General features: G+C 58.4%; 28 protein-coding genes. 15 read left to right on the top strand and 13 right to left on the bottom strand.

Features of this window, described 5'->3' with window-relative positions; genetic code table 11:
- The first annotated feature begins 234 nt into the window (after nucleotides 1-234).
- The 3 genes from ASD50_RS21370 (at nucleotide 235) to ASD50_RS21360 (ending at nucleotide 3,128) form a co-directional block, all read left to right on the top strand.
- The gene (locus ASD50_RS21370; protein WP_056246137.1) at nucleotides 235-2,121 is read left to right on the top strand and encodes an acyltransferase family protein; all 1,887 of its coding nucleotides are present in this window, start codon (nucleotides 235-237) and stop codon (nucleotides 2,119-2,121) included.
- Between the two features lie 147 nt (nucleotides 2,122-2,268).
- Nucleotides 2,269-2,559, top strand: coding sequence for a hypothetical protein (locus ASD50_RS21365; RefSeq protein WP_156465211.1), 291 nt, complete (start codon nucleotides 2,269-2,271; stop codon nucleotides 2,557-2,559).
- Nucleotides 2,560-2,930: 371 nt separating this feature from the next.
- Entirely contained in the window at nucleotides 2,931-3,128 is a 198-nt protein-coding gene (locus ASD50_RS21360) for a hypothetical protein (protein ID WP_056246129.1), read from the top strand.
- 42 nt (nucleotides 3,129-3,170) lie between these two features.
- Here the strand turns inward: ASD50_RS21360 and ASD50_RS21355 are convergent, their stop codons facing one another.
- Nucleotides 3,171-5,027, bottom strand: a complete 1,857-nt coding sequence (locus ASD50_RS21355) for a L,D-transpeptidase family protein (protein ID WP_056246126.1) — start codon at nucleotides 5,025-5,027, stop codon at nucleotides 3,171-3,173.
- Between the two features lie 250 nt (nucleotides 5,028-5,277).
- Here ASD50_RS21355 and ASD50_RS21350 point away from each other — a divergent pair, with 250 nt between their 5' ends.
- Nucleotides 5,278-5,670, top strand: coding sequence for a rhodanese-like domain-containing protein (locus ASD50_RS21350; protein ID WP_056246124.1), 393 nt, complete (start codon nucleotides 5,278-5,280; stop codon nucleotides 5,668-5,670).
- Between the two features lie 12 nt (nucleotides 5,671-5,682).
- Here the strand turns inward: ASD50_RS21350 and ASD50_RS21345 are convergent, their stop codons facing one another.
- Nucleotides 5,683-6,591 carry an alpha/beta fold hydrolase gene (locus tag ASD50_RS21345; protein ID WP_056246121.1) on the bottom strand — a complete coding sequence of 303 codons (909 nt, stop codon included), beginning with the start codon at nucleotides 6,589-6,591 and terminating at the stop codon, nucleotides 5,683-5,685.
- Nucleotides 6,592-6,639: 48 nt separating this feature from the next.
- Between ASD50_RS21345 and ASD50_RS21340 the strand changes: the two genes are divergently transcribed.
- Nucleotides 6,640-7,092: a MarR family winged helix-turn-helix transcriptional regulator gene (locus ASD50_RS21340; protein WP_056246119.1), complete on the top strand. Its 453-nt coding sequence runs from the start codon at nucleotides 6,640-6,642 to the stop codon at nucleotides 7,090-7,092.
- A gap of 70 nt (nucleotides 7,093-7,162) precedes the next feature.
- On the opposite strand, the gene ASD50_RS21335 is transcribed toward ASD50_RS21340, so the two are convergent.
- Complete coding sequence (locus tag ASD50_RS21335) at nucleotides 7,163-7,516, bottom strand: gamma-butyrobetaine hydroxylase-like domain-containing protein (RefSeq protein WP_056246115.1); 354 nt, start codon at nucleotides 7,514-7,516, stop codon at nucleotides 7,163-7,165.
- A gap of 211 nt (nucleotides 7,517-7,727) precedes the next feature.
- On the opposite strand from ASD50_RS21335, the gene moaA reads away from it, so the two are divergent.
- From moaA to ASD50_RS21295, 8 genes are all read left to right on the top strand, one after another.
- Nucleotides 7,728-8,723, top strand: a complete 996-nt coding sequence (gene moaA, locus ASD50_RS21330; RefSeq protein ID WP_056246384.1) for a GTP 3',8-cyclase MoaA — start codon at nucleotides 7,728-7,730, stop codon at nucleotides 8,721-8,723.
- A gap of 58 nt (nucleotides 8,724-8,781) precedes the next feature.
- Nucleotides 8,782-9,252: a hypothetical protein gene (locus ASD50_RS21325; RefSeq protein ID WP_156465210.1), complete on the top strand. Its 471-nt coding sequence runs from the start codon at nucleotides 8,782-8,784 to the stop codon at nucleotides 9,250-9,252.
- A gap of 169 nt (nucleotides 9,253-9,421) precedes the next feature.
- Nucleotides 9,422-10,342, top strand: a complete 921-nt coding sequence (locus ASD50_RS21320) for a DMT family transporter (protein WP_056246112.1) — start codon at nucleotides 9,422-9,424, stop codon at nucleotides 10,340-10,342.
- 33 nt (nucleotides 10,343-10,375) lie between these two features.
- Nucleotides 10,376-10,897: a molybdopterin-guanine dinucleotide biosynthesis protein B gene (gene mobB / locus ASD50_RS21315; protein WP_056246109.1), complete on the top strand. Its 522-nt coding sequence runs from the start codon at nucleotides 10,376-10,378 to the stop codon at nucleotides 10,895-10,897.
- Nucleotides 10,898-11,100: 203 nt separating this feature from the next.
- Nucleotides 11,101-11,883, top strand: coding sequence for an ABC transporter substrate-binding protein (locus ASD50_RS21310; protein ID WP_056246105.1), 783 nt, complete (start codon nucleotides 11,101-11,103; stop codon nucleotides 11,881-11,883).
- Nucleotides 11,884-12,013: 130 nt separating this feature from the next.
- The gene (locus ASD50_RS21305; RefSeq protein WP_056246102.1) at nucleotides 12,014-12,727 is read left to right on the top strand and encodes an ABC transporter permease; all 714 of its coding nucleotides are present in this window, start codon (nucleotides 12,014-12,016) and stop codon (nucleotides 12,725-12,727) included.
- On the top strand, nucleotides 12,724-13,554 hold the full coding sequence (locus tag ASD50_RS21300; protein ID WP_056246099.1) for an ABC transporter permease: 831 nt from the start codon (nucleotides 12,724-12,726) through the stop codon (nucleotides 13,552-13,554). Before ASD50_RS21305 ends, ASD50_RS21300 begins: the two co-directional genes overlap by 4 nt.
- A gap of 119 nt (nucleotides 13,555-13,673) precedes the next feature.
- Nucleotides 13,674-14,543: an NAD(P)-dependent oxidoreductase gene (locus tag ASD50_RS21295; RefSeq protein WP_056246096.1), complete on the top strand. Its 870-nt coding sequence runs from the start codon at nucleotides 13,674-13,676 to the stop codon at nucleotides 14,541-14,543.
- A 54-nt stretch (nucleotides 14,544-14,597) separates the two neighbouring features.
- Here the strand turns inward: ASD50_RS21295 and dusA are convergent, their stop codons facing one another.
- Complete coding sequence (dusA, locus tag ASD50_RS21290; RefSeq protein WP_056246093.1) at nucleotides 14,598-15,629, bottom strand: tRNA dihydrouridine(20/20a) synthase DusA; 1,032 nt, start codon at nucleotides 15,627-15,629, stop codon at nucleotides 14,598-14,600.
- 162 nt (nucleotides 15,630-15,791) lie between these two features.
- Here dusA and ASD50_RS21285 point away from each other — a divergent pair, with 162 nt between their 5' ends.
- Both ASD50_RS21285 and ASD50_RS21280 read left to right on the top strand, forming a co-directional pair.
- The gene (locus ASD50_RS21285) at nucleotides 15,792-16,550 is read left to right on the top strand and encodes a copper homeostasis protein CutC (protein WP_156465209.1); all 759 of its coding nucleotides are present in this window, start codon (nucleotides 15,792-15,794) and stop codon (nucleotides 16,548-16,550) included.
- Complete coding sequence (locus ASD50_RS21280; protein ID WP_056246090.1) at nucleotides 16,547-17,044, top strand: GNAT family N-acetyltransferase; 498 nt, start codon at nucleotides 16,547-16,549, stop codon at nucleotides 17,042-17,044. The genes ASD50_RS21285 and ASD50_RS21280 overlap by 4 nt, the downstream gene beginning before the upstream one ends.
- A 376-nt stretch (nucleotides 17,045-17,420) precedes the next feature.
- Here the strand turns inward: ASD50_RS21280 and ASD50_RS21275 are convergent, their stop codons facing one another.
- The 9 genes from ASD50_RS21275 to tatB all read right to left on the bottom strand — a co-directional run bounded on the left by ASD50_RS21275 (nucleotide 17,421) and on the right by tatB (nucleotide 26,153).
- Nucleotides 17,421-17,741: a DMT family transporter gene (locus ASD50_RS21275; RefSeq protein WP_056246087.1), complete on the bottom strand. Its 321-nt coding sequence runs from the start codon at nucleotides 17,739-17,741 to the stop codon at nucleotides 17,421-17,423.
- Between the two features lie 158 nt (nucleotides 17,742-17,899).
- Complete coding sequence (locus tag ASD50_RS21270) at nucleotides 17,900-18,649, bottom strand: F0F1 ATP synthase subunit A (protein WP_056246084.1); 750 nt, start codon at nucleotides 18,647-18,649, stop codon at nucleotides 17,900-17,902.
- Between the two features lie 201 nt (nucleotides 18,650-18,850).
- Entirely contained in the window at nucleotides 18,851-18,973 is a 123-nt protein-coding gene (locus ASD50_RS24155; RefSeq protein WP_274533342.1) for an MFS transporter small subunit, read from the bottom strand.
- A gap of 19 nt (nucleotides 18,974-18,992) precedes the next feature.
- Nucleotides 18,993-20,375, bottom strand: a complete 1,383-nt coding sequence (locus tag ASD50_RS21265; protein ID WP_056246080.1) for an OFA family MFS transporter — start codon at nucleotides 20,373-20,375, stop codon at nucleotides 18,993-18,995.
- Between the two features lie 227 nt (nucleotides 20,376-20,602).
- The gene (locus ASD50_RS21260; protein WP_056246077.1) at nucleotides 20,603-21,397 is read right to left on the bottom strand and encodes an FAD binding domain-containing protein; all 795 of its coding nucleotides are present in this window, start codon (nucleotides 21,395-21,397) and stop codon (nucleotides 20,603-20,605) included.
- A 12-nt stretch (nucleotides 21,398-21,409) separates the two neighbouring features.
- The gene (locus ASD50_RS21255) at nucleotides 21,410-23,758 is read right to left on the bottom strand and encodes a xanthine dehydrogenase family protein molybdopterin-binding subunit (RefSeq protein WP_056246075.1); all 2,349 of its coding nucleotides are present in this window, start codon (nucleotides 23,756-23,758) and stop codon (nucleotides 21,410-21,412) included.
- 117 nt (nucleotides 23,759-23,875) lie between these two features.
- Nucleotides 23,876-24,376: a (2Fe-2S)-binding protein gene (locus ASD50_RS21250; protein WP_056246072.1), complete on the bottom strand. Its 501-nt coding sequence runs from the start codon at nucleotides 24,374-24,376 to the stop codon at nucleotides 23,876-23,878.
- 179 nt (nucleotides 24,377-24,555) lie between these two features.
- Nucleotides 24,556-25,404, bottom strand: coding sequence for a twin-arginine translocase subunit TatC (tatC, locus tag ASD50_RS21245; protein WP_056246069.1), 849 nt, complete (start codon nucleotides 25,402-25,404; stop codon nucleotides 24,556-24,558).
- Entirely contained in the window at nucleotides 25,401-26,153 is a 753-nt protein-coding gene (gene tatB / locus ASD50_RS21240) for a Sec-independent protein translocase protein TatB (RefSeq protein WP_056246065.1), read from the bottom strand. The genes tatC and tatB overlap by 4 nt, the downstream gene beginning before the upstream one ends.
- Between the last annotated feature and the right edge of the window lie 20 nt (nucleotides 26,154-26,173).

Here is a 26,173-nt window from a genome sequence, read left to right as displayed (position 1 = left end):
GGCAGATTTGACGCATACAGCATGCGCGGAAATTGACCGGCACCGGCAAATGCCGCCCCTATGTGTTCCAACAGTCACGAACAGGCGGACAAGGCCGAACACATACTTGGCCGTTGAGCGCAAAAAAGCTTTGTTGCTTTGATGTTCGTCGCGATATCTGATCTATAGCGGTTGGGTGGATAGTTGCGTTGCCGATTAGGCACTCGGTGGAATGGGATTGCATTAGGCCTCGGCATGAATCGACTGACGCATGTGGACGGACTACGCGCCATTGCGGTCCTAGCCGTCCTGTTTTACCATCTTGGTAGCACGAATTTTTCCGGCGGATTCGTCGGCGTCGATGTGTTTTTCGTCATATCCGGCTTCGTCATCTCCAGAATGATCCTGAGAGAACTCGACGAAGACAAGTTTTCATTCACCGCCTTTTACTGGAACCGCTTCAAGCGCCTGTATCCAGCGCTCATGTTCACGATACTGGCATGCCTCGCAGCAGGCGTGCTGATCTTGCCACCCAGTCTCCTGATAGATCTCGCGCGCTCATCATTCGCATCAGTAACGGCTTGGTCGAACATCTATTTTTGGACAGCAGCGGGATACTTTGACAAGGCAGCGGAACTGAAACCGCTGCTTCACACTTGGACACTGTCGTTGGAGTGGCAGTTCTACGTGATCTGGCCACTCATCCTGTGGGCTACGCCACGCAGGTTCCTACCCATCTCGATCACGGCGCTGTCGATAGCGTCCGCCGTTCTCTGTGCCCTGTGGTGGCTCGACCCGACCTCGCCCTTTTTCTGGATGCCTTTTCGTATTTTTGAATTTGGAATGGGAGCGATAGTTCTTTGGCTGCCAAGGGCAAACAGGTGGACCGCCGAGGTCTCGACTATCGCTGGTCTCGCGATGGTGGCGGCAAGCGTGTTTCTTTTCACCGAACAGACGCCCTTCCCATCTTACTACGCACTTCTTCCGGCTTTGGGTGCCACTCTCGTCATATGGGGTGGTGCGGGTGGCATTGGCGCTATCTTGCGCATTTCTCCAATTACATTCCTCGGCAGGTGCAGCTACTCCGTCTATCTCGTACATTGGCCGCTGATTGCGTTTGTCGTTAGCTACACGGCGCAGCCACTTTCTGCAAATGCGGCGGCTGCCATCGGTCTGACATCGTTGCTGGGTGGCGCAGCGCTCTACCGATGGATCGAGGAACCGTTCTGGCACGGGCGACTCGCAAAACGGGCGTGGTCAATTGCTCCCCAGTGGGCAGCTGCTACCGTTGTTCTTTGCGGATTTGCGACAACGGGCCTTTGGTGGCGGGTTCCCGTGGAGAGGCGGATAGAGGCCGTCAATTCGACGCAATATCACATCACGCATTTCGGTGGCGCCGGCTACAAAGCCAATCGACTAGTCCATTTGGGAGCGAATGGCGCGCCTGTCTCGTTTCATATCATGGGCGACAGTTACGCGCACCAATTACTCAGCGGATTGGATCGGGAACTGAAAATCCGAAAGATGGCTGCCGATGCTTTTGTCGACAATGGCTGCCCGATGCTGATTGGTACCAATCGGATTCTCAATGGCGGGCGAGATAAAACCTGTTCCAACTCGATATCGTCGGCGATCTCTTCGTTTCGACGCGATGAGAAGCCAATATTGTTCGCTCTAAGCTGGATGAGATATGAATATGTGCTCGGCAACGGCAGTGATTCCGAGATCACATTTAGGAGCACAGACAATTATCTATCGTATCTGGTGGCCCACCTGCTCGAAACCAAAGCAGCAATAGGCAATAAAAAGCTGATTGTTTTTGGCGGAGCCCCTAGCCTCGCAGGCACAAAGCTAGCACCTTACGAATGCATAACTTCTCCCAGCTTTTTTGGTCATCCCTGTGCTGCTTTGATGAAGGTGCGGTTTGCACCGCCAATTATAACGGAAACCCTTCGCGAGGGTACAATAGCCGACCATGGAATAGTCATTGTCGATCCGACTAAGTATCTTTGCGATAGCAAGTTCTGCCCTGCCATGGTCGACGGGAATCTCATCTATAGTGATGGGGCGCATTTATCGTTGTTCGGATCCAAACTGATCGCATCACGCCTCTTGTCGGATATCTTGACTGTTATTCGGTAGTCAGCAAAAATCCTCAGTTACGGCATTTGAACACGGGCAAATGCGCCGCCCGCCCTTGATTGCACGCCCGTTAACGACAAAATCACACGAGGCGAGCGAGAAACCGCGCTTGGTGTATCATGCGCATGGGGGCGATAGGAGCCAGCCATGAGCGTTTGTCCTATCTGCTGCGGAACCAGAATAGTCCTTCTTCCCGTTCGCGGCGACGACATGACCACGCCTGTCGAAAGCCACCGAGAATATGCATGCCCCGAGTGCGGTGAACCTCACGTCGATGCGGAAGAAGTCGCGGTCGCCGCTGCCTTGAAGATCAACTTCGATGACTCGTACGAGCCGGACGGCGAAGACAACATATCGAAGGGGCAGGCGATAGAAGCCGTCATGGATGCTCTTAGGCTGGTCATCGAGCAGCATCGGCCCCCGCGAAAAGCGGCTTAGCTCGATCGGCCGAATAGTCTGACAAAACACACAAATGGCAACGAAGAAGCAAAGTGATTCTGGCTGGCAGCGGATGCGCTAAAATCGATATTTTGCCAACGCCCATCCAAGCTTACGTTGGGGTATCGAATTTTCCCACTACCGACGAGCCCCAGACCGCAAATCCCAATTTGATACAGGCCGACCCTAAGAATAAAAATACATATATTTATCAATTAGTAAGCAGATTCTTGAGGGTTGATTTCTCGCATTGACAACCAGCTATCAACAGGTGTTTTCGGGAACTCCAAAAGTCCAATTGCGAAGCTAAAAATTTTGCTCTATCTCCCGTTATATCGGCATCTACTGATGTAACGGTGGAGACGCCCAGAATGAGCATACCAGTAGCGGTGACGCTTACCATTTCGACCGCTGTCGATACGGAATACTCTGCCGACGATCATATCCATGACATCGTGTTGAGTGCGCAAAGCATGTTTTGCGCATGCGATGTGAAGGTCGTGGAATATCACGTCGGCGAAGCAGGTGAAGCGCACCAGATCACCATAGACGGCAACCGAGCTCCCTGATTTCAGGGGGGCTTGGCCGACCGCCAGGGGTTTCGACCTCTATCAGCTTGCAGGGACGCGAACGGCTTCGGTTGCGTCCAGCGCCTGCCTCAGGCGGGCATCGCGATCATAGACGTCGCCGAAATATTCGACCTTGCCCGACAAGTCCGGCCAGGCCGTGAAATAAGCCACGTAGACCGGAATCTTGCGGGTGACTTTCTCAGACGAGTGCCCCTGCTTCAGCTTTTGCGCGACATAGTCTACCGATGTGCCAAGCACCGCCGCAGCCATTCCGCGCGGGTCCTGCAAGCGCACGCAACCATGGCTTAGCGCTCGATTGTCGCGCTGGAAGAACGCCTTTTGCGGCGTATCGTGCATGTAGATGGCATGCTTGTTCGGGAAAAGGATTTTCAACTCGCCAAGTGCGTTGGCTTCGCTGGGGGCCTGGCGCACACTGAACGGAACCTTGCCGCCATACTGGCTCCAGTCGATTGACGAGGACGGTATTCGGCGCCCCTTGGCGTCGGTGACTTCGTACCCTGAACGGTCGAGATAATCCGGATCGCTGCGCAGGCGAGGCAGCATTTCGTTGACGATGATGGACTGCGGCACACCCCAATAAGGGTTGTAATCGACCTGTTCGATCTCATCGTAGAAGAAGCTGGTCTGATTTGAGGTCTTGCCGATCACAACGCGGGTCTTCAGCTTCTCCTCGCCGCCGTCAATGTAGCTGGCGCTATAGGCCGGCTGGTTGATGAATACACGCGGACTGCCGAGATCGGATGGCAGCCAGCGCAACTGCTCCAGCGCGACCTTCACTTTTTCCAGCCGATCGGCTTTCGAGTTGCCGGCAAGCGTTGCTACAGTGCGCGGGCCGATGACGCCGTCAGGCTTCAGTCCAGATTTTTTCTGCACGGCCTCGAAGACCGGCACGAGTTCGGGCACGTAGGTTTCGCTGGTTCCAAGCCGCGCCAGAGTCTCTCCGAAATCCGCCCCCATCTGGTCATCAAGGTTGCGCGCGATGAGGGTCAGCAACTTCGGCAATTCGGCGCTGGTCTGACCCGGTTTCAAGAGAAGCTTCGGATTAACGACGATCTCGTTTTCGGCACTCGCTTCCAGACTTTCCAATTCGATGCGAAGCGCCTGGTACTCTGGATTTTGCGGGTGACGTGATTCCAGATAAGCCCTCGCCTCCTGCGTATGCGCCAGCGTCTTGAGGATAGCCGGCATGTCGAGAGGCTTCGCCGGAAAATCGTAATAGCCGGATATGCGATTGGGTTCGATGCGACCTTGCTGGGCGTCATGGACATAGCGCAGCACACGCGCCGACAGTGCCATCTCGAAACGGATGAGATCCTTCAGGCGGCCAGCGGTGTCGTCCGAAGAATAGCCAGCGGCCGGTATCGACACGGCGTAATCGGCTGGCTCGAGCCCGTGACTCGCCGCTTCACCCAGAACACGCACAGCCTCTTGACCACGCGCATTAACGGAAGTGCCCGACACCCAAATGAAGTTGGGATTTTCCGAGTAGTAGGCAACCAACGCCTTGGCGACGGACGATTCGGCTGTCAGTTCGAACGCGTCCAGTCCCGCCAACGCTTCACGGAATGTATTCCCAGTCAGAGTTGGCGCAAAAGTCGCATTCTGCGGCGTCGAAGAAAGCGCCGAAAAATCGACCCGGACCAGGCGGTCGGGCCTGTAGGTGTTATAGGTAGGGCTCGAAATCCTGGCTACCGGGACAGGCTTCTTCTGGGTGGGCGGCGGCGGAAACTCACCCTGCAACCGCGTCCCGTGCCGAGGTTGGCCACCGAACAGCATGTCGAACAGGCCTTGCGCGCTTGATGGCTGCGTGCCGGTCGCCAAGCCTGCAACGAGTGCGGCCAACGGCAACAAGGCGGATCCTTTTCGAAATGATTGCATGTATCACCCGCTCCGGAGATCGTCCGGACCCCGATTGTTGCCCGTCGAGACCTTCGGCCCTGCGGGTGGCGCATGTAAGGCGTAGATATACTGATTCACCCCGATTTGGTTAAGCTTTCATGAATTTCGCACCAATGTTGCACATTGGCTGCACCAATATCCGACCTTAGCCTGTCTCCTTCGTCCAATGGCGGGATGAATGGCAATGTGCAAATTTGCGCAAGGCCAGCGAGGTGAAAGGGCGTCGGAAATGAGAAAAGGTTTTCGCGAAATGCTTGATGAGGCGAATGCCGAAATAGAGGCGGTTTCGCCTGACGAAGCGGCTGCGCTGCTTGACGACGATGATACTATCTTCGTCGACTTGCGCGACCCACGCGAAATCGAGCGCGAAGGCAATATTCCGGGCGCCAAGCATTGCACGCGCGGCATGCTTGAGTTCTGGATCGATCCAGACAGCCCGTACCACAAGCCGTTCTTCGCATCGGGCAAGTCGTTCGTATTCTTCTGCGCGGGCGGCTGGCGCTCGGCGCTCGCAACAAAGACCGCACAGGATATGGGGCTAGAGCCGGTCAAGCACATACTGGGTGGCTTCACTGCCTGGAAACAAGCCGGCCTGCCGATCGAACCGGCCAAGAAGAAGTAGCGGGTTCAGGACTCAGTGTAGCGCCACTTTTGCAACTGGCTCGACGAAGGAGACGGCACGCTCAACTACCGCCGGGTCGGAGAGAATGCGGCGGTGGCCGAGACCGTCAGCCCAATACAATTCGACATGCGGACCGGCGTCGGCATAGAGCTTGGCCTGCTCGGCAGACACTTCCCGGTCGTCAGGCGCGTGGATCACCAGTGTCGGCACTTGCGTTGCGGCAAGCTGGCGGTCGCCAACGAAATCGGATAGCGGACGGCCGGCAATGCGCTTGACGCGCCCGGCCATTACCGTACGGGATCGCGGGCCGACATTGAGCATCTGGCTGAAGCCGTCGAACACCAACGGCAGTGAACTCGGCGCGGCCACAAGCACAAGGCGTTTCGCAACCAGCTTCTGCAACCCATCTATGGAACCCACAGCTGCGTTGACGGCAACCGCACCACCAAACGAATGCCCGATAACGGCCTCGAACGGGCCAAACCATTGTGCCGCTTGGCTGGCGGCCTCAACTGCGCTGACCATGGTGAGACGGCGGCCCGTTGACTGGCCGTGACCGGGAAGGTCAATCGAAACGACCTTGTAATCGGCGTCGCGAAAACCTTCGATCAGGGCTCGCATGTATTCCGTGCGTGAGCGCCAGCCGTGAATGACCAGAACAGTCCCGGCGCGCGCCCTGCCCGGCTCCGGGCGAAATTCGTGTACGGCTACACAGCCAGATCCGGTCTTGAGCCGGTGATGGCGCGCTTCGGCCATGAAATCCACTGCATTCGAGACCGCGCGCCTCTCGCCAGCGGTGAGACGCTTGACGTTTGGCGTGCGGCAGAACAATTCAAAGGCAGCGCGGCCTGTAAGCGCCGGTGCAACCCGCTCGCCAACGCTGAACATGGTGCGGATGACCTTCAATCGAAATGGTGCCATAGTGCTGGTCCATCAAATTCGTTCAGCAATGAACATGTTAGTTCAAACATGAACAATAAACAAGACTTACCTTGGGACAATCCGCGCTTTCGCAACTGGGTGGCGGTGGCGCGCGCCTGCCACGCTCTGGAGCGCTCGCTGGCGGCCAAGCTCGCGCCACTGGACTTGAAGCCGGCACAGCTCGACGTGCTAATGAACCTCTACCGGCATCCGGGCATGTCGCAGCATGATCTCGCGCGCAAGTTGCTGGTCGGGCGGTCGAACATCACGATGCTGCTGCCGCAACTGGAAAAACGCGGGCTGGTGCTGCGCGAGAGCGATTGTAAGGACAAGCGTATCCTTCGGCTCGCGCTAACCGAAGACGGTACGGCACTTTTGATGGAAGCGCTGAAAATTCACTCGGCCCTTATCGAAGTGGCGATGAGCCAGTCGACGCCCGATCAATGCGACCTGATCGGCGAGCAGATGCGTAAGGTGGCCGAGGCACTGAACGGAAGCTAGCGCCGCTTGTGTTCGGAAATTGAGTCAAGTCCGGGCTTCAAGGGCTTGTCCAATCGCAATAATCCGGTCGTCAGCGGTCGCGGGAAAGACCTTTTTCCTGAAGCTCGGCGAGATAGTCCTGCCAGCGCTGGTTTTTCTCATGGCCGAGCGTGTGGAGATAGTCCCAGGTGAAGATACCGGTGTCGTGGAAGTCGTCGAAGGTGATGCGCACGGCATAATTGCCGATCGGATCGATCTTGCGGATGGTGACGTTGCGCTTGCCCGGCACGGTAACGCGCTGCTCCGGTGAATGGCCCTGCACTTCCGCCGACGGCGACAGGACGCGCAGCATTTCCGCCGGCAATTCCATTGGTGCATGCGCCGGGAAGGTCACCGTGAGCAGCTTGCGGTCTTTGGAGACCCTTAATTCCGATGGTGCGGTCATTGCATAAGCCTCGAATTTTTCTGAGTGCTACGCCGCTTTGCCAGCAAGGGGAAGACTATCGCAAGACGTTACCTCGTCGGCTCACGAGCAATATGTCGCGATCACCAGGAAACTATCTTGAACGGCATGGCGGTTCGTATCACATATGGGTATATAACGCTTGAGCGCGTTTGCGCCTGTCGGCGCTGCGCGGAGACTGGGAATGCCGGGAATGGACATGATCGACCCTTTCGGTCGCACAATCAGCTACCTGAGGGTATCGGTTACAGACCGGTGTGACTTCCGCTGTGTCTATTGCATGTCGGAAGACATGGCATTCCTGCCCAAGAAGGATCTGCTCTCGCTTGAAGAACTGGACCGGCTCTGCACCGTGTTCATTGAGAAGGGCGTGCGCAAGCTTCGCCTGACCGGCGGCGAACCGCTTGTACGCAAGAACATCATGCATCTCGTCCGCGAACTGTCCCGGCACCTCAAGAGCGGCGCACTGGAAGAGCTGACGCTGACCACCAACGGCTCGCAGCTGGCACGATATGCCGGTGAATTGGCCGATGCCGGCGTGAAGCGCATCAACGTATCGCTTGATACGCTGGATGCCGACAAATTCCATGCGATCACCCGCTGGGGCCATCTGGACAAGGTGATGACCGGTATTGACGCCGCACAAGCCGCCGGACTGCAAGTGAAACTTAACGCGGTCGCACTCAAGGGCTTCAACGACGTCGAGTTGCCCGAAATGCTGCGCTGGGCACATGGACGCGACATGGACCTGACCGTGATCGAAACCATGCCGATGGGTGAGATCGAGGCAGACCGCACCGACCAATACCTGCCACTGTCGATCTTGAGGGCTGACCTCGAAAAGCAGTTCACACTCAAGGACATACCCTACAAGACCGGGGGGCCTGCCCGCTATGTCGAGGTGGCAGAAACCGGCGGACGGCTCGGTTTCATCACCCCCATGACGCATAATTTCTGCGAAAGCTGCAACCGCGTGCGGCTGACCTGCACCGGAACGCTCTACATGTGCCTCGGCCAGGAAGATGCTGCCGACCTGCGTGCACCTCTGCGGGCCTCGGAGGGCAATGACCTTGTTGCGGCGGCAATAGACGAGGCAATCGGACGCAAACCGAAAGGCCATGATTTCGTCATCGATCGACGCACGAACCGTCCCTCGGTGTCACGCCATATGAGCGTGACCGGCGGCTGATTTTCTCTCCTCGCCGTCCGTGCAAGGATGCTCCTCGCAACGAGGCTGGGAGATCGTGGTGAAGCCTATCCGGGTACTTTTTATTGCCTTGGCGTTCCTGTCCCTTACTCAGGCGGCCACGGCAGAGCCGCTGACCTATACCAATGAGCGGTTCGGCACCTCGGCCACCTTCCCGGCCGACATCTTCACCCAACAACAAGAGCCGCCAGAGAACGGTGACGGCCTGACTTGGCAATCGGCCGACGGCGCAAGCCTTGCGATCTTCGGCTCCTACAATGCCCTCGACGAGACACCCCGAAGCCGGCAAGCCACAGCCAAAGCGGCAGGCGAGCGCGAATTGACCTACAGCAAGGCTGGCAAGAATTGGCTGGTTCTGTCGGGTTTCGAAGGCAACGTTGTATTTTACGAACGTTATCTTTTTGGCGCCAGCGGCACAGTCCACGGCCTGGTGCTCAAATATCCCAGATCGCATAAAGCAAAATACGACCCGTTGACCGGCAAGATCGCGACCAGCCTCAAGGGACCCTGAACTCTGCCTCTACGGTGAACGAAGTACGATCCGTAATGCAGCCCATGTGGCCGCCCCTGCGCTTTTTCGCCTATCTGCCAATTTGAGCTTTTGGCCCACCCTTTTGGCATTGCTGTTTTGCGCACTGCTGTTACAGGCACTTATTGGCCTGTGAGAATGAGGACATCTCTTGCCCTTATCCCCGAACCTGCGCGGCTCCGTGTTCATGGTCATATCCATGGTTACCTTCACGAGCAATGACGCGATCACCAAGTTCTCGTCGGAATCGATGAACATGGCGCAGGTCATGGTCGTGCGCGGCATTTTCGCTTCGTTGCTTATCTGCTTCCTGGCCTGGCGCAGCGGCGCTTTCGCCAATCCGCGCCTTATCGTGCAGCCAATCGTTGCGGTGCGTGCCGCTTGCGAGGCTTCGGCAACGGTTTCCTTTCTTATCGCCCTGGCGCACCTGCCCATCGCCAATGTTTCGGCGGTACTGCAGGCTTTGCCTCTTGCCGTCACAATGGGGGCAGCGATGTTCTTCGGCGAAGGGGTAGGCTGGCGGCGCTGGCTAGCGATCATGGCAGGCTTCATCGGCGTGCTGATCATCGTACGACCTGGTTTCGAAGGTTTCAGCGTCTACTCGCTGATGGCGCTCCTGTGCGTCGGCTTCTGCACCATCCGTGACCTGATCACGTCCAAGCTGCCGCCCAATATTCCAACGCTGCTGGTTTCGTGCGCCACATCTATCGCGGTCACGCTTACCGGGGCAGCGCTGATCGTTCCGATGGGCGGTTGGACACCGATGAGCCTGAACAGCACGTTGCTCCTGTTGCTTGCCGCTATCTTCGTGCTGTTCGGATACCACTTCATCATTCTGGCAACCCGCACCGGCGAAATGTCGTTCATTGCGCCATTCCGCTACACCTCACTGCTGTGGTCCATCGTGCTCGGCATCATAATCTTCCATGAGATTCCGGACCTGCCGATGATCGTGGGGGCAACCTTCATCGTGGCATCCGGACTCTACACGCTCTATCGCGAACGAGTTGTGGGCAAGCACCGGACCGCAGCCGAAAGCACCGGGCCCAGCATGGCGCCTGACGGGCTTTAGGACGGCGAACAGATAAGTGGAAAACCGCATTTCATGACCCAACGCGTTTTCGGCATCACCGGCTGGAAGAACTCCGGCAAGACGACACTGACGGAGAGACTGGTAAGCGAACTGGTCGAGCGGGGCTGGAAGGTCGCCACAGTCAAGCACGCCCACCACGACTTCGACATCGACAAGGAAGGCACCGACAGTTTCCGACACCGCAAAGCAGGCGCTTCGGAAGTAGCGATCGTTTCCGGTCAACGCTGGGCGCTGATGCATGAATTGAGATCAGAAAGCGAACCAACGCTGGAGACGATACTGACGCGGCTGGCGCCGAGCGACATCGTGCTGATCGAAGGCTACAAGCGCGAAGCCCATCTCAAGATAGAGGCGCGGCGTACCGATACAAAGGACAGGTCGCCGCTCGCGTCCAATGATCCCCATATCGTGGCGGTTGCCGCCGATCATCCGCAGCCCAATGAGACACTGCCGGTGTTCCGCCTCGATGACATCAAGTCGATAGCCGATTTCATAGAACGGACGACCGGCCTGAAAGGCGGGCGAAGCGCCTGAGCCTTCCCCAACGGCACCATATCAAACCCAGCGGATCCGCCTTTGGCGCGCCTAGACAAGCGGTTCAAGGTGGCCTCTGAGCGTGGTTTTGCAGTTGCTTTTCTGCTGAAAACAGTGGGAGTATCCGGCCAGAGGGTGATCGGGAGCATCGCCCCAAAGGGGAGTCGGTTCACGACATCCTTAATTCTAAAGAGAGGACCATTATGCGTATAGCAATGCGTATCGCACTCGCGGCATCAGCCGCGCTGTTAGCGCTGGGCACGGCCCAGGCACAGGAAAAAGTGCTAAAGATCGGCACCGAAGGCGCCTACCCTCCATTCAACAACCTGACCGCCGACGGCAAGCTCGAAGGCTTCGACGTCGACATCGCACAGGCGCTGTGCGACGAAATGAAGGTCAAGTGCGAGTTCATCGCGCAGGACTGGGACGGCATCATTCCCGCTCTCCAGGCTGGCAAGTTCGATGCCATCATCGCTTCGATGTCGATCACGCCGGAGCGCATGGAAAAGGTCGATTTCACCAACAAGTACTACAATACCCCGCCGGCAATCGCGGCGCCCAAGGATAGCGACATTAAAGGCGTGACCAAGGAAGACCTCGCCGGCAAGACCATCGGCGTTCAGGCTTCGACCACCCACTTCAACTATTCGACGGCGACCTATACCGACAGCACGGTAAAGCCATATCCGACGGCGCAGGAATACCAACTCGACCTCGCCAATGGCCGCCTCGATGCCGTCAATGACGATATCGTCGTGCTTTCGCAGTGGCTGGATTCACCCGACGGCGCATGCTGCAAGCTGATCGGCGCGATCAAGCCAGTTGTGGAAATCCACGGCCCGGGCGCCGGCATTGCAATCCGGAAGGGCGAGACCGCGCTTCGGGACCAGTTCAATGCAGCGATCGATGCCATTCGCGCAAACGGAAAGTACAAAGAAATCAACGACAAGTACTTCAAGTTTGACGTATATGGCGGCGATTCCTGATCATCGGAATAAAAAGAGCAAACGGCGGGGAACTCCCGCCGTTTGCATATCGAACTTTGAACAACAACAATAACCGCGCGCGCTTGGCGGCGTAGCGTGGAACGAGGGTCCATAGGGGAGACGGTCGGCCATGCAGAGCGTTTGGACGCTGCTGAGCTGGGGATCGGAAGGGTGGCTGGACGATATCGCCTATGGCGCGCTCGTCACTGTTTGCCTGGCGCTCGCGACCTTGCCAGTCGGCCTTCTCATCGGGTTTCTGATCGCGTTGGCCAAGCAGTCGAGCGAGCGTTCGCTAAGACTGGCCGGCGATATCTATACGACGATCTTCCGTGGCCTGCCGGAACTGCTAACGCTGTTCCTCGTGTTCTTCGGCGCCCAGATTGGAATCCAGCAGGCGGTGCGCCTGTTCAATCCGGAAGCCACCGTCGAGGTGAACAGCTTCGTATCCGGCATGATTGCACTTGGTGTTGTGTTTTCATCCTACGCCAGCGAGGTGTTTCTTTCGGCCTTCCGGGCTATTCCGCAGGGACAGTACGAAGGTGGCTTTGCCGTTGGCCTTTCCAAGGCACAGACGATGCGGCTTGTGGTTCTTCCGCAACTAATCCGCATCGCACTGCCCGGCCTCGCCAATCTGTGGCTGATCCTGCTCAAGGACACATCGCTGGTTTCGGCAATCGGGCTGACCGACATATTGCGGCAGGCCGGCGTTGCCGCGCGCGTGACCAAGCATGCATTCCTGTTTTTCGGCGTCGCCGCGCTAATCTATCTGGCTCTAGCAATAGTTTCATCCATCGGCATCAGCGCCATTGAGCGATGGGTCGGCAAGCAGGAGGCGCACCGATGAGCGCCTCGATGCAAACTGCCGACAGCGTCGAGCGGCCGCCCCTGCCGCCTCACGGCTGGTCGCGCCAGCGTATCCTCGGGTACGGCCTGGTGGTGCTCTGGGCGTTCATGGGGATCGGGCTCGTCGCCTACCTCATCTCCGCATGGAACACCGAACTGTTCCAGAAATATGCTCCCGGTTACGTGTCCGGCATCGGCATCACGCTTTCGCTGGTCGGCATATCCATCGTGGTCGGGGCAATTTTGTCGGTTCCGATCGCCTATGGGCGCATGTCGCGCAACCCGGTCATCGCTGGGCTGGCCTACGCCTATGTCTATTTCTTTCGGGGTACGCCGCTTCTGGCGCAGGCCTTCCTTGTCTACTACGGTTTCGGCTCGTTCAGGCCGGAGCTTGATGCGGTCGGACTGTGGTGGTTCTTCCGCGAGGCGTTCAATTGCGCGATTTTCGCCTTCTCGCTCAACACGGCTGCCTATCAGGCCGAAATCCTGCGCGGTGCGATCCAGTCCGTACCGAAGGGCCAGTGGGAGGGTGCCGCCTCGCTCGGCCTGCACAAATTGCAGACGCTGCGCAAGATCATACTACCGCAGGCGCTGATTGTGGCTTTGAGGCCATATGGCAATGAAGTGATCCTTATGATCAAAGGCTCGGCCATCGTTGCCATCATCACGGTCTACGACCTGATGGGGATCACGAGGTTGACTTACTCGCGCACCTTCGATTTCCAGTCCTATCTTTGGGCAGCCATCATCTACCTCTTGATCGTGGAGACACTGCGCCACGCCATCGATTGGATCGAACGGCGCATCACACGCCACCTGAAGCGCTGACCCGGCTTCGGTCGTCCCTTATGCTCCGAGGGCTGGGCTAACGAACGTGGTCTTGACGAATTTTCGCTAACGCCTAGACCTGCGTCGAGAAACTCGGCGTGCGAAAAGGCAATATCAAAATGGCAGCAGTGGCTTTCCTCGGTCTCGGTGTGATGGGTTACCCGATGGCCGCACACCTGAAAAACAAGGGTGGCCACGATGTCACCGTCTACAACCGCACCACGGCGAAGGCCGAGCAATGGGTGGCGCAACATGGCGGCAAGCTGGCAAAGACACCCGCGGCCGCAGCCGAGGGCAAGGACTTCGTATTCTCCTGCGTCGGCAACGACGACGACCTGCGCTCGGTGACCATCGGAACCGATGGCGCTTTCAGTTCGATGAAAACGGGCGCGATCTTCATCGATAACACCACGGCTTCGGCCGAGGTCGCACGTGAACTCTCAACCAAGGCTGAAGCGGCAGGCTTTGCCTTTCTCGACGCGCCGGTTTCCGGCGGCCAGGCGGGAGCGGAGAACGGCGTATTGACCGTCATGGTCGGGGGCCGGCAGGGCGCATTCGACACGGCAAGACCGGTCATTGACGCCTATGCGCGCATGATCGGCCTGATGGGACCAGCAGGTTCGGGCCAGTTGACCAAGATGATCAACCAGATCTGCATCGCCGGATTGGTGCAGGGCCTCTCCGAAGGTATTCATTTCGGCAAGAAGGCGGGGCTGGACATCGAAAAGGTGGTAGAAGTCATCTCCAAGGGTGCAGCCGGTTCATGGCAGATGGAAAACCGCCACAAGACCATGAATGTCGGCAAGTATGACCACGGTTTCGCAATCGACTGGATGCGAAAGGATCTCGGCATCTGCTTGGCGGAAGCCAACCGCAACGGTGCCTCCCTGCCGGTGACGGCGCTTGTCGATCAGTTCTACAAGGACGTGCAGGCGATGGGTGGTAGTCGTTGGGATACGTCGGCGCTGCTGGCCCGACTGGAACGGTAGCCACGCTTCCATTTGGGAAGACGGAAACAAGGCAGCGTTCCGGCGTTGCCTTGTTCAGGCCGCTTCGTCGTCGCGGGTGAAATCGACTTCCGCAAAGGCCCTATACAGGATATCCGGCCCTGCCCCCGGCCGGGTGGCGTCGGTGGAAAGGATTTGCCGCCAGCGCCGAGCGCCGGGAAGACCGTGGAACAACCCGACCATATGACGCGTGATATGGCCGAGCCGCCCACCCTTCGCGATGTGGGCCGAGGCGTAGTCGGCCATCGCACCGATCAGCACTTCGAAATCGAAGCTGCCGGCGGCATCGTGAGCCAGCAACGCATCGATACCAACCAAAACCCCCGGCGTGTGATATGCGGCCCGCCCGAGCATGACACCGTCCACCCGGGCGAGATGGTTGGCGGACTCATCCAGAGTCTGAATCCCCCCATTTATACCGATGAAACGGCTAGGGTTTTTTGCCTTGAGCCGATAGACGCGCTCATAGTCCAGCGGCGGGATTTCGCGATTTTCCTTGGGGCTCAACCCCTCCAGCCACGCCTTGCGTGCATGGACCCACAAAGCATCGGCACCCGCTGCAAAGACCGCATCGGCAAGCGTATTGAGGGCCGGTTCGGGATCCTGCTCGTCGACGCCGATGCGGCACTTGACGGTGACCGGCACCTTGACCGTCGCCTTCATGGCGACCACACAATCCGCCACCAATTCAGGCGTCTTCATCAGGCAAGCGCCGAAAGTGCCGGACTGAACACGGTCGGACGGGCAGCCAACGTTGAGGTTGATCTCGTCGTAGCCGAAGTCCGCACCTATGCGCGCTGCCTCCGCCAGCTTCAACGGGTCGGAGCCGCCAAGCTGCAATGCAACGGGATGCTCGGCGGGGTGGAAGCCGAGCAGGCGCTCACGCGCACCTTGGATGGCAGCATCGGCCACCACCATTTCCGTGTAGAGCAGCGCCCTGCCCGTCAACTGGCGGTGAAGGAAGCGACAGTGGCGGTCGGTCCAATCCATCATAGGCGCCACGGCGACAATGGGCGCACCAGCGATGGTGTCATAACTCGGCCGATGCTGTTGCGGCTTGTCCGTCATTATTCCCGTGCTTCCGAGGATCGCCCGATCAGGCGCTCCATACAGGTGCTGCATAGCCTGTTGCAGAGGCAGGCCGCAAGCTTGGCCTAACAAAGGCCGCTTTTGCCTTCGGAGCAGCGATGCTACGGTTTCGGCTTGCGCAATCATTGATGGACTTCTGCCTTGAGCGACCATGCCCGCCTGCCGCTGATCGAAATCTGCGTCGAAGGAATAGATGGACTGATTGCCGCGCAGAACGCGGGAGCCGACCGTGTGGAGTTATGCGCTAGCCTGCTTGAGGGTGGGATCACGCCAAGTTTCGGCACAGTGCGTGCGGCCCTGGAGTTGGCAAGAATCCCGTTCCACGTCATCGTACGGCCGCGTGGCGGCGACTTTCTCTACAGCCCGGCCGAGCATCGCTCTATGGTGGCGGACGTGCTTGCATTGCGCGACCTCGGCGTTGCCGGCGTAATCGTAGGATGCCTCAATGCCGACGGCACCATCGATGAGAGGCGCATGAGCGATCTCGTCACTGCGGCCGGGCCTCTCAACGTGACCTGCCATCGTGCCTTCGACATGACGCGCGACCCTTCAGAGGCGCTGGAGGCGCTTATCCGCTGCAAGGTCGGGCGCGTGCTGACGAGCGGCCAGCGCGACACAGCAGCGGAGGGTTCGGAACTTCTGGCTGAGCTTGTGAAACAGGCGGCAGGCCGCATCATCATCCTCGGCTGTGGCGCGCTCGACCCCGACAATATCGCTGCTGTCCGCCGCAAAACCCGCCTCACGGAAATGCATTTCGCCTCACTCAAGGATGTGCCGAGCGCCATGAGCTACCGCAACCCGCATGTGGGAATGGGCGGCACAGACCTGGATCGGGAATATCGCAACACAGTGACCGACGAGGCACTGGTTGCGGCAACGATAGCAGCGGCACGCGCATGACAAGCGAGACGAAACTGCTTCCAATAGACGCTGTCGCGCCTTCCGACGAAGCCGCTATCCTTTCGCTCAACAATCGCCATGCGGAAGAATTGTCCTGGCTCGAAGAAGAACGGCTAAGCCTGCTGCTCGGCCAAGCCTTCTATGCTCGCCGGATCGGCACAGTCGAAGCCTTCATCATGACATTCGACCAGGACGCAAGCTATGACAGCCCCAACTTCCTGTGGCTCAAACAGCGCTATCCCCGTTTCGTCTATGTAGACCGCGTGGTAGTCGATGAAGCAGCGCGCGGGCGGGGCCACGCGCGGCGCTTTTACGAAGACCTTTTCGAGCAAGCCAAGCGCGCAGGTCACGGTGTGGTAACGTGCGAGGTTAACGCCGACCCGCCGAACCCGGCGTCCGATGCCTTTCACACCCGGCTCGGATTTCACGAAATCGGCACCGCTGCGATCCACGGCGGCAAAAAGACCGTACGCTATTTCGCACGGGAAATCTGAAGCTAAAGCTTGGCGTTGCGCCCTGTCCCGGGCAGACGAGCAGCCGAGAAAAAAGTTAACGCCAAATGTGAAACTCCTCACAGTTGGCGACCGTAGTTCATGGAATTATCGAGGCACACTCTCGAAAAGGAGACGGCGGACCAGTTTAGTTAATGCACAGGCCGGCGCACGATCCCGACTATTGCACACTCACCGCGCCGGCCGTGCAACTTCCAACGGTCCTGCCATATCGGTTTATGCGGCCAGTCCCCTCCCAAGCGCCGCTGGCCGGCGCGTGTTGGCCTCCAGCGCGCCGGCCTTTTTATTTACGTCCTGGAGCGGTTCTCATGGCCGTTGCGGCCAGACTGCTTCTTGCCGAAGCTCCAGGGTCCTGACCCTAGTGCGAGCTCGACAGTTTCATCATGACAAGACCGGAGACGATCAGAGCTGCGGCCAACACACGCATGGGCGTGATCGGCTCGCTCAGCACGGCAATGCCGACCACGAAAGCGCCGACGGCACCGATGCCGGTCCAGATCGTATAAGCGGTACCGAGAGGCAATGACCTCATGGAAATCGACAGCAAGCCAAAGCTGGCGATCATAGTAATCAAGGTGATGATGGAGGGCGTAAGAAGCGAAAAGCCCTCCGACTTCTTCATGTAGAAGGCCCAGACGACTTCAAGAAGCCCGGCAACGACGAGATAGACCCAAGCCATGGAGCGGCTCTCCTTTTTCAAGGCCGGGCCGTCCCGGACATTTTTCCCGATATGGGGAGGTCGTTCCTCCTGCCCGCAAGTTTATGCCTTTCGGGCGATCTCGCAAGACGCAGCGATGCATAGCAGCCATGCCTTACGTATGTGCAGCAACACAAACGCTAGTGAGATGAAACGATGGCGTCATTCAGATACATGCAGGCCAGCATGGTGAATATGTACGCCTGGATTACCGACATCAGAAACTCCAATGCGGTGATGGCGACTGTCATCAGCAAAGGCAAGATGGCGGCAACGAGGCCAACTGACCCAATCCCGGCAAGGCTGACGACAAAGCCGGCGAAAACCTTCAGCGTGATGTGGCCGGCAAGCATGACCGCGAACAGGCGCACCGAGTGGCTGACGGGCCGTGAAAAATAAGAAACAATCTCAATCGGCACTATAAGCGGGGCCAGCGCAAGCGGCACGCCCGAAGGCAGGAAAAGACGCAGGAAGCCGAATCCATTGAGGACGACGCCGTAAATCGTCACCACGAGGAACACCAGCATGGCCAATGCAAAGGTTACCACGATGTGGCTGGTGACCGTGAAGGCATAGGGGAACATGCCGATCAGGTTGGCCGTCAGCACGAACATGAACAATGAAAAGACGAGTGGGAAAAAGCGCATGCCATGTTCACCGGCATTTTCGCGCAGCATTTTTGCAACGAACTCGTAGAGCATCTCGGCGGAAGCTTGCCAACGACCGGGAACCAAGGCGCGGCGTATCGTCGAGAGGAACAGGAAACCGCCGGCGGCAACAACCGTCAGTGCCATATATGCTGCGGAATTGGTAAAGGCGATCTCGTAGCCGCCGACCTCTCCGAGGCTGACCAACGGCTTGATCTTGAACTGGTCGATGGGTCCGGCCATACCGACCCTCCTTGCTGGGGGCCGGGTCGTCCCGGAATGTTCTTCTGAGGCGCGGGCCGTCCCGCACACGCGCTTCCTAGACGCTGGACTGCGTCAGTTCAAGGTTGAAAACTGCGACACCTGCGCACCCAGTGCGGAGACAAAGAAAAGACGGCCGGAACTCCCGGCCGCCGATCACCAAGATCAACCTTTGCGCCCGTTCTATTTGAACAGTTGCAAGGCGTTGAGCAGCGTCTGCGAAATACCCCACAGCAGGGGAATACCGACAAAGCCCCAAGCCATGACAAGCTGCGCTTTTGTGGTCTGGCTATCATTTGATTGCATGATCAAATCTCCCGATCCGTTATGCGGTTGCCGCGGACATGGCCCGGTCATCGACCTTCATGTGGTAGCGTTCATTGACCGCCTTGACGAAGAAGTTGCAGATCAAGCCGATCACGAACAATCCTGCCATGATATACATGGTGGTGTTGTAGGCATCCGCCTTCGGCACATTGTGGGTGACGTTGTATTCCCGGATATAGTTCACCAACACCGGCCCGAAGATGCCCGCTGCCGACCATGCGGTAAGCAGCAGGCCGTGGATGGCGCCGACATAGCGGACACCAAACATATCACGCAGATAAGCTGGCACCGTCGCGAAGCCGCCGCCATACATCGAGATGATGATGCAGAAGCAGAGCGCAAAACCGGCGACGCTGCCGATCGAGCCCATGTAAGGCACCAGACAGTAAAGGATGAAACCCAGCACCATGAACACGAAGTACGTGTTGCGGCGTCCGAGATAGTCGGACGTCGTCGCCCAGGCAAAACGCCCGCCCATGTTGAATAGGCTCATCAGGCCGACGAGGCCTGCGGCTGCGATGGGCGTGATCTGGCCGGGGAACATTTCCTGGCTCATTGCCGAAGCCTGGCCAAGCACGCCTATACCAGCCGTGGTGTTGACGCACAGGACCACCCAGATCAGCCAGAACTGGGGGGTTTTAAGCGCATCATAAACATAGACGTTGTTGCTGGAGATCAGCTTGTTGGCCTTGGGTGCGACATAGCCTTCCGGCTTCCAGTCATCCGGCGGTACGCGAACGATAATCGAGCCGACGACCATGAAGACGAAATAGACGACGCCCAGCACGATAAAGGTTTCCATCACGCCGATATGCGTTTCGGTGGTGAATTGCTTCATCAACCACACCGATAGTGGGGACGCGATGAACGCACCACCACCGAAGCCCATGATGGCCATGCCCGTTGCCATGCCGGGACGGTCAGGGAACCATTTGATAAGCGTCGAGACCGGCGAGATGTAGCCGATGCCAAGTGCGATGCCGCCCAGAAAGCCGTAGCCCAGATAGATCAGCCACAAATTGTGGGTGGCCACGCCAGCAGCGGAAATAAGGAACCCGCCAGCCCAGCAGCACGCAGCGGTGAACATGGCCTTGCGCGGGCCGCCCTCCTCGACCCAACGGCCGAAAACCGCCGAGGCAACGCCAAGGAAGAAAATGGCGATGGAAAATATCCAGCCCAGTTCCGTCAGCTTCCAGTCATCCGGAGCCGAATCGGTAATGCCGATGAGCTTTGTCATCGGCAGGTTGAACACGCTGTAAGCGTAGGCCTGACCAATACACAAATGAACACAAAGTGCGGCTGGCGGCACCATCCACCGGCTGTAGCCCGGCCGCGCCACGGTGCGCGACCGGCTAAACCAGTTCTCGGTCTGCGTTGCCATGAATCCCTCCAAACGATTTTTGTTTTTTGTTGGACACGACGCTCGGCCTGATCATGATCGCGCGGCGTAATCGCTCGTGTCGCGATATGGTCGCGCCACGATACGATCGTGCAACGATATAATTGTGCCATTCCACCGCAATACGACGATGGTCGAATTTTTGATGTGGCATAAATAACAAAGGCCGGTGCTTGGCACCGGCCTTTTTCAGTCGAATCGAGGCGAAATCAGGCGTTGGCTGCCGCCACCGCGCGCCGCGCCATTACCACGATCAAATGAGCGCGATAGTCCGCCGAAGCGTGCATGTCGGTCATCAAGGCTCTTGCCGGAACCTTTGCCGAGGTAAGTGCTGCCGCATCAAACTGCTTGGCAAGAGCCGTCTCCAATTCCCTGGAGCGGAAGACGCCATCATCGCCCGCACCGGTAACCGCAACGCGAACACCGTCGGCGCCCTTGGCCACGAAGACGCCGACGATGGCGTAACGCGAAGCCGGATTGCGGAACTTTTCATAGGCTGCCTTTGCCGGCGCGGTGAAAGTTACGGCCGTGACGATTTCGCCATCCTTCAACGCCGTCTCGAACAAACCCTTGAAGAACTTCTCCGCCGCGATCTGGCGCTTGTTGGTGACGATAGTTGCCCCGAGCGCCAGCATGGCGGCCGGGTAGTCTGCCGCCGGGTCGTTGTTGGCAATGGAACCGCCGATCGTGCCCCTGTGGCGCACGGCCGGATCGCCGATCATCGAGGCAAGATGCGAAAGCGCCGGACACGCCTTGGCGAGCTTGTCGCTGGTGGCGACCTCATAGTGCGTGGTGGCGGCACCAATGGTGACGGTTTTGCCCGACACCTTGATGCCCTTCAGCGCATCGATACGGGAAATATCGACCAGATCGGAAGGCGCGGCGAGCCGCGTCTTCATCGCCGGTATCAGCGTCATTCCGCCAGACACGAGCTTTGCGTCACCCTTGGCGAGCTTTGCCGCGTCGGCAACGGAGGCAGCGCGGTGATAATTGACCGAATACATGATCGTGCCTCCTTAATGTTTCGCCGACCGGATTGCCGCCCACACCTTTTGCGGTGTGGCCGGCATGGTCAGGTTTTCCGTGCCGATGGCATCGGTGATGGCGTTGATGACGGCCGGCGGGGCGCCAATCGCTCCCGCCTCGCCGCAGCCCTTGATGCCAAGGGGGTTGGACGGAGACGGGGTGTTGGACGTCGACAGCTTGTAGGACGGAACATCACCGGCACGCGGCATGGTGTAGTCCATGTAGCTCGCCGTCAGAAGCTGGCCGCTGGCATCGTAGTTCGCGCCTTCCAGGATGGCCTGTCCGATACCCTGCGTGACGCCGCCATGAACCTGGCCCTCGACAATCATCGGGTTGATGATGTTGCCGAAATCGTCGGCCGCCACAAACTGGACGATGTCGGTCTGGCCGGTATCCGGGTCGATCTCCACCTCGCAGATGTAGCAACCCGCGGGGAAGGTGAAATTCGCCGGATCGTAGAAAGCGGTTTCCTTCAGGCCCGGCTCCATTCCACCGGGCAGGTTATGTGCCGTGTAGGCAGCGAGAGCCATCTGGAACCAGGGCACGTTCTTGTCCGTGCCGGCCACCTTCAAGGCGCCGTTCTCGATGACGATGTCGGCCTCGTCGGCCTCCATGAGGTGGGCTGCGATCTTCTTTGCCTTGGCCTCGACCTTGTCGAGAGCCTTGACGATGGCGCTCATGCCAACGGCACCGGAACGGGAGCCGTAGGTGCCCATGCCCATCTGAACTTTGTCGGTGTCGCCGTGAACGATGGAGATGGAGTCCAGCGGCACCGACAGGCGTTGAGCAACCAGTTGGGCGAAGGTCGTCTCATGACCCTGGCCGTGGCTGTGCGATCCGGTGAGCACCTCGATGGTGCCAACGGCATTAACTCGCACCTCGGCCGATTCCCAAAGCCCTACACCTGCGCCGAGCGAGCCGACGGCGGCGGACGGTGCGATACCGCAGGCTTCGATGTAGCAGGAGAAGCCCATGCCGCGCAGCTTGCCGGCCTTCTTCGCCTTTTCGCGGCGCTTCTCGAAGCCTGCGTAGTCCGCGCCCTTCATCGCAGTGTCCAGCGAGGTGGCGAAGTCGCCGGCGTCGTAGCACATGATGACCGGCGTCTGGTGCGGGAACGACTTGATGAAGTTCTTGCGGCGCAGCTCGGCTGGAGAGACGCCGAACTGACGTGCCGATACCTCCATCATGCGTTCAATGAGGTATGCCGCTTCGGGCCGCCCTGCCCCGCGATAGGCATCGACCGGCGCGGTATTGGTATAGATGGCCTTCACATTGGCGTGGATGGCCGGGATATCATACTGGCCGGAAAGCAGCGTCGCATAGAGGTAGGTCGGTGTTGCTGAGGAAAACAGCGACATATAGGCGCCGAGATTGGCCTTGGTCTCTACCTTGAAGCCGAGAATCTTGTGATCCTTGTCGAACGCCATTTCGGCATGGGTGTGATGGTCGCGGCCATGTGCGTCTGTGAGGAAGCTTTCGGTACGGTCGGCGACCCATTTCACCGGCACGCCCGTCTTCTTCGAGGCCCACAAGCAGACGATCTCTTCCGGGTAGATGTAGATTTTCGAACCAAAGCCGCCGCCGACATCGGGCGCGATGACACGCAGCTTGTTTTCAGGGGCGACATTATAGAACGCACTCATGACAAGACGAGCAACATGCGGGTTCTGCGAGGTCGTCCAGCAGGTGTAGTGATCCTCGGCCTTGTCATAGTGGCCGAGAGCTGCACGCGGCTCCATGGCATTGGGGACGAGACGGTTGTTGATGACATCCATCTTGACGACATGGGCTGCCTTCTTGAAGGCGGCTGCAGTCTCGTCGGCATTGCCGAGATCCCAGTCGAAGATCAGGTTGTTCTCGGCTTCCGGATGGATTTGAGGCGCACCCTTGTCCATTGCCTTTGAAGCGTCTGTGACAGCCTTCAATTCCTTGTAGGTGATCTCGACGGCCTCTGCGGCGTCACGCGCCTGAGCCTTGGTGTCGGCGACGACGACTACGACCGCATCGCCGACGTAACGAACCTTGTCGACGGCGAGTGGCGACCATGCGCCCATCTTCATCGGCGAGCCGTCCTTGGAATGGATCATCCAGCCGCAGATAAGGTTGCCGATGCCATCAGCCTTGAGTTCCTTGCCGGTCAGCACGCCGATGACGCCCGGCATCGCCTGCGCAGCCTTGACGTCGATCTTCTTGATCTGCGCATGCGCGTGCGGGCTGCGCACGAACATTGCATGCTTCATGCCCGGCACCACCATGTCGTCGACATAGCGACCTGCTCCGGTGATGAACCTTTTGTCTTCCTTGCGCGAAACCCGCGCGCCAACGCCTTCGATACCCATCAGAGTTCTCCTCCAGAACTTTCGGTAAGGGAGTATGGGAGTAGGGCAATAAGGCAGTAGGGAAATCGAACCGATCGTCCCCTATTGCCTTATTCCCATACTGCCCTATTCCCTTCTTTAAGCTGCTTTTTTTGCCTTGCCCTTCGAGGCCTTGGACATCGTCTTCGATGCGGCGAGCACCGCCTTGACGATGTTGTGATAGCCGGTGCAGCGGCAGATATTGCCCTCAAGCTCGGCCCGAACCGTCGCCTCGTCCAACCCTTCGGGGTGGCGCGCGATCATGTCGACGGTAGTCATGATCATGCCGGGCGTGCAAAAGCCGCACTGCAGGCCGTGATGTTCCTTGAAAGCTGCCTGTACGGGATGCAGATCACCGCCGTTGGCGAGACCCTCAATAGTCATCACATCAGAACCGGATGCCTGCGCGGCGAGCATCGAGCAGGATTTTACCGCCTTGCCGTCGACATGGACAACACAGGCTCCGCACTGCGATGTGTCGCATCCTACGTGGGTGCCGGTAAGACCCACATGCTCCCGCAGGAAGTGCACCAGAAGCGTTCGATCTTCGACGGATGCGCTGACCCGCCTCCCGTTTACCGTCAACGATACTTCCGACATGGAGCCTCCCCTGGGTGTTAACCTTGGTACGCGGCGTCCGACTGAAACGCCGGTGAAGCGTTATTCTTATACCCAATAACGGTAACGACAATAGCCATCGTTCACGCGCACACGTAAACTTGAGCTACTTCAAGGCCTGATACTGGAAGTTGCAGGAAGTTCTGGTCGAAGCGCCGGCGCTAAGCGGATGTTTCCGGCGATGATTGGTCGGAATTAGCAGCCTCTTCTTCGCGTTCTGCTTCTGCCTTCGCACGCGTGCGCTCAATCATCCGCGCTGTAATGATCGATATTTCGTAGAGAATGATCGTAGGCAGCGCGAGGCCAATCTGACTCAGCGGATCAGGAGGCGTCAGGACAGCCGCAACGACAAAGGCTATGACGATTGCCCACTTGCGTTTTTCGGCGAGTGCCTTGGAGGTCAAAAGCCCAACACGCGCCATAAGACTGGTTACCACGGGCAACTGGAACACAAGGCCGAAGGAAAAGATCAGCGTCATGATGAGGCTGAGGTATTCCGACACCTTTGGCAGCAGTGAAATCTGGACCTGATCTGCCCCACCGGTCTGCTGCATGGCGAGGAAGAACCACATCACCATCGGCGTGAAGAAAAAATAGACCAGTGACGCGCCCAGCAGGAATAGCAGCGGCGAAGCAACAAGGAACGGCAAAAAGGCGGCGCGCTCGTTCTTGTAGAGACCGGGTGCAATGAATTTGTAGATCTGTGTCGCGATCAGCGGAAAGGCGATCACCATGCCGCCGAACATCGCAAGCTTGATCTGCGTGAAGAAGAATTCCTGCGGGGCCGTGTAGATCAACTCAACCTTTTGCGGATCAAGGCCGGCCCATTGGGTCGCCCACTTGAACGGCACTACCAACAGGTTGAACAGTTGCTTGGCGAAAAAGAAGCAGACCAGGAACGCAGCAAAGAAACCGCCGACCGACCAGATCAGTCGCTTGCGCAGCTCAATCAGGTGCTCGATCAGCGGCGCCGATGACTTCTCGATTTCGTCCTTCTCGGTCGAACTCATTTCGGCGCCCTCGCAGGTTTCGTTGCGGGCTTGGCCGATTTTGTAGCGACCTTGGCTGGTGTCTTGCTGGCGGTGGCAACTTTGGCAGTGGCGGACTTTGCCGCCTTGGCTACTGCTGGCTTAGGCGAACTGCTCCCCTTTGTGGGTTCAGGGCCATTCACCTTTGCAGTCGTTGCCCTAGCTGTTGCCGACTTGGCAGGCGAAGGTTTGGCGGGAGTCGCTTTCGCGGTCGCCGGCTTGGCTGCCTTACGTGCTTGCTTTGCCGCCTCGCCAGAGGGCGACACAGGCGCAGTCGCCGACGCATCCGTCATTGGCGGAAATGTCGGGGGGGTCGGCATGGCGTCAGGTCCGCCGGGAACACCAACGCCGTTAGTAAGAGGCTCGGCGGGCTGCGCCTCAGCGACTGCCGATGCGGGCGTCTCCGTTGGCGTTTCAGCCAACTTGGACTTCATCGCGTTGTCGAGACCCGCACGCACATCGGCGGCGGCTTGTTCGAACGGGTTCAACTGCTTGCGGATTTCAGCAGCCGGATTGAGGCTGCGCAGCGACTCCACCGACTTCTTGACGTCGTCAAGTTCGGCCTCTTTCAGCGCCTCGTTGAACTGCTTCTGGAAATCATTGGCCAAGCCGCGCATCTTGGCCATCATGCGGCCAAAGGTGCGCAACATCTGGGGCAAATCCTTCGGCCCGACGACCACGATCATGACGACCGCGATCACCAGCATTTCGGACCAGCCGACATCAAGCATGGCTATTCAACCTGACTAGC

This window comes from Mesorhizobium sp. Root552, assembly GCF_001427285.1.
Lineage (GTDB): Bacteria > Pseudomonadota > Alphaproteobacteria > Rhizobiales > Rhizobiaceae > Mesorhizobium.
This window is presented reverse-complemented; position numbering and strand designations above follow the sequence as displayed.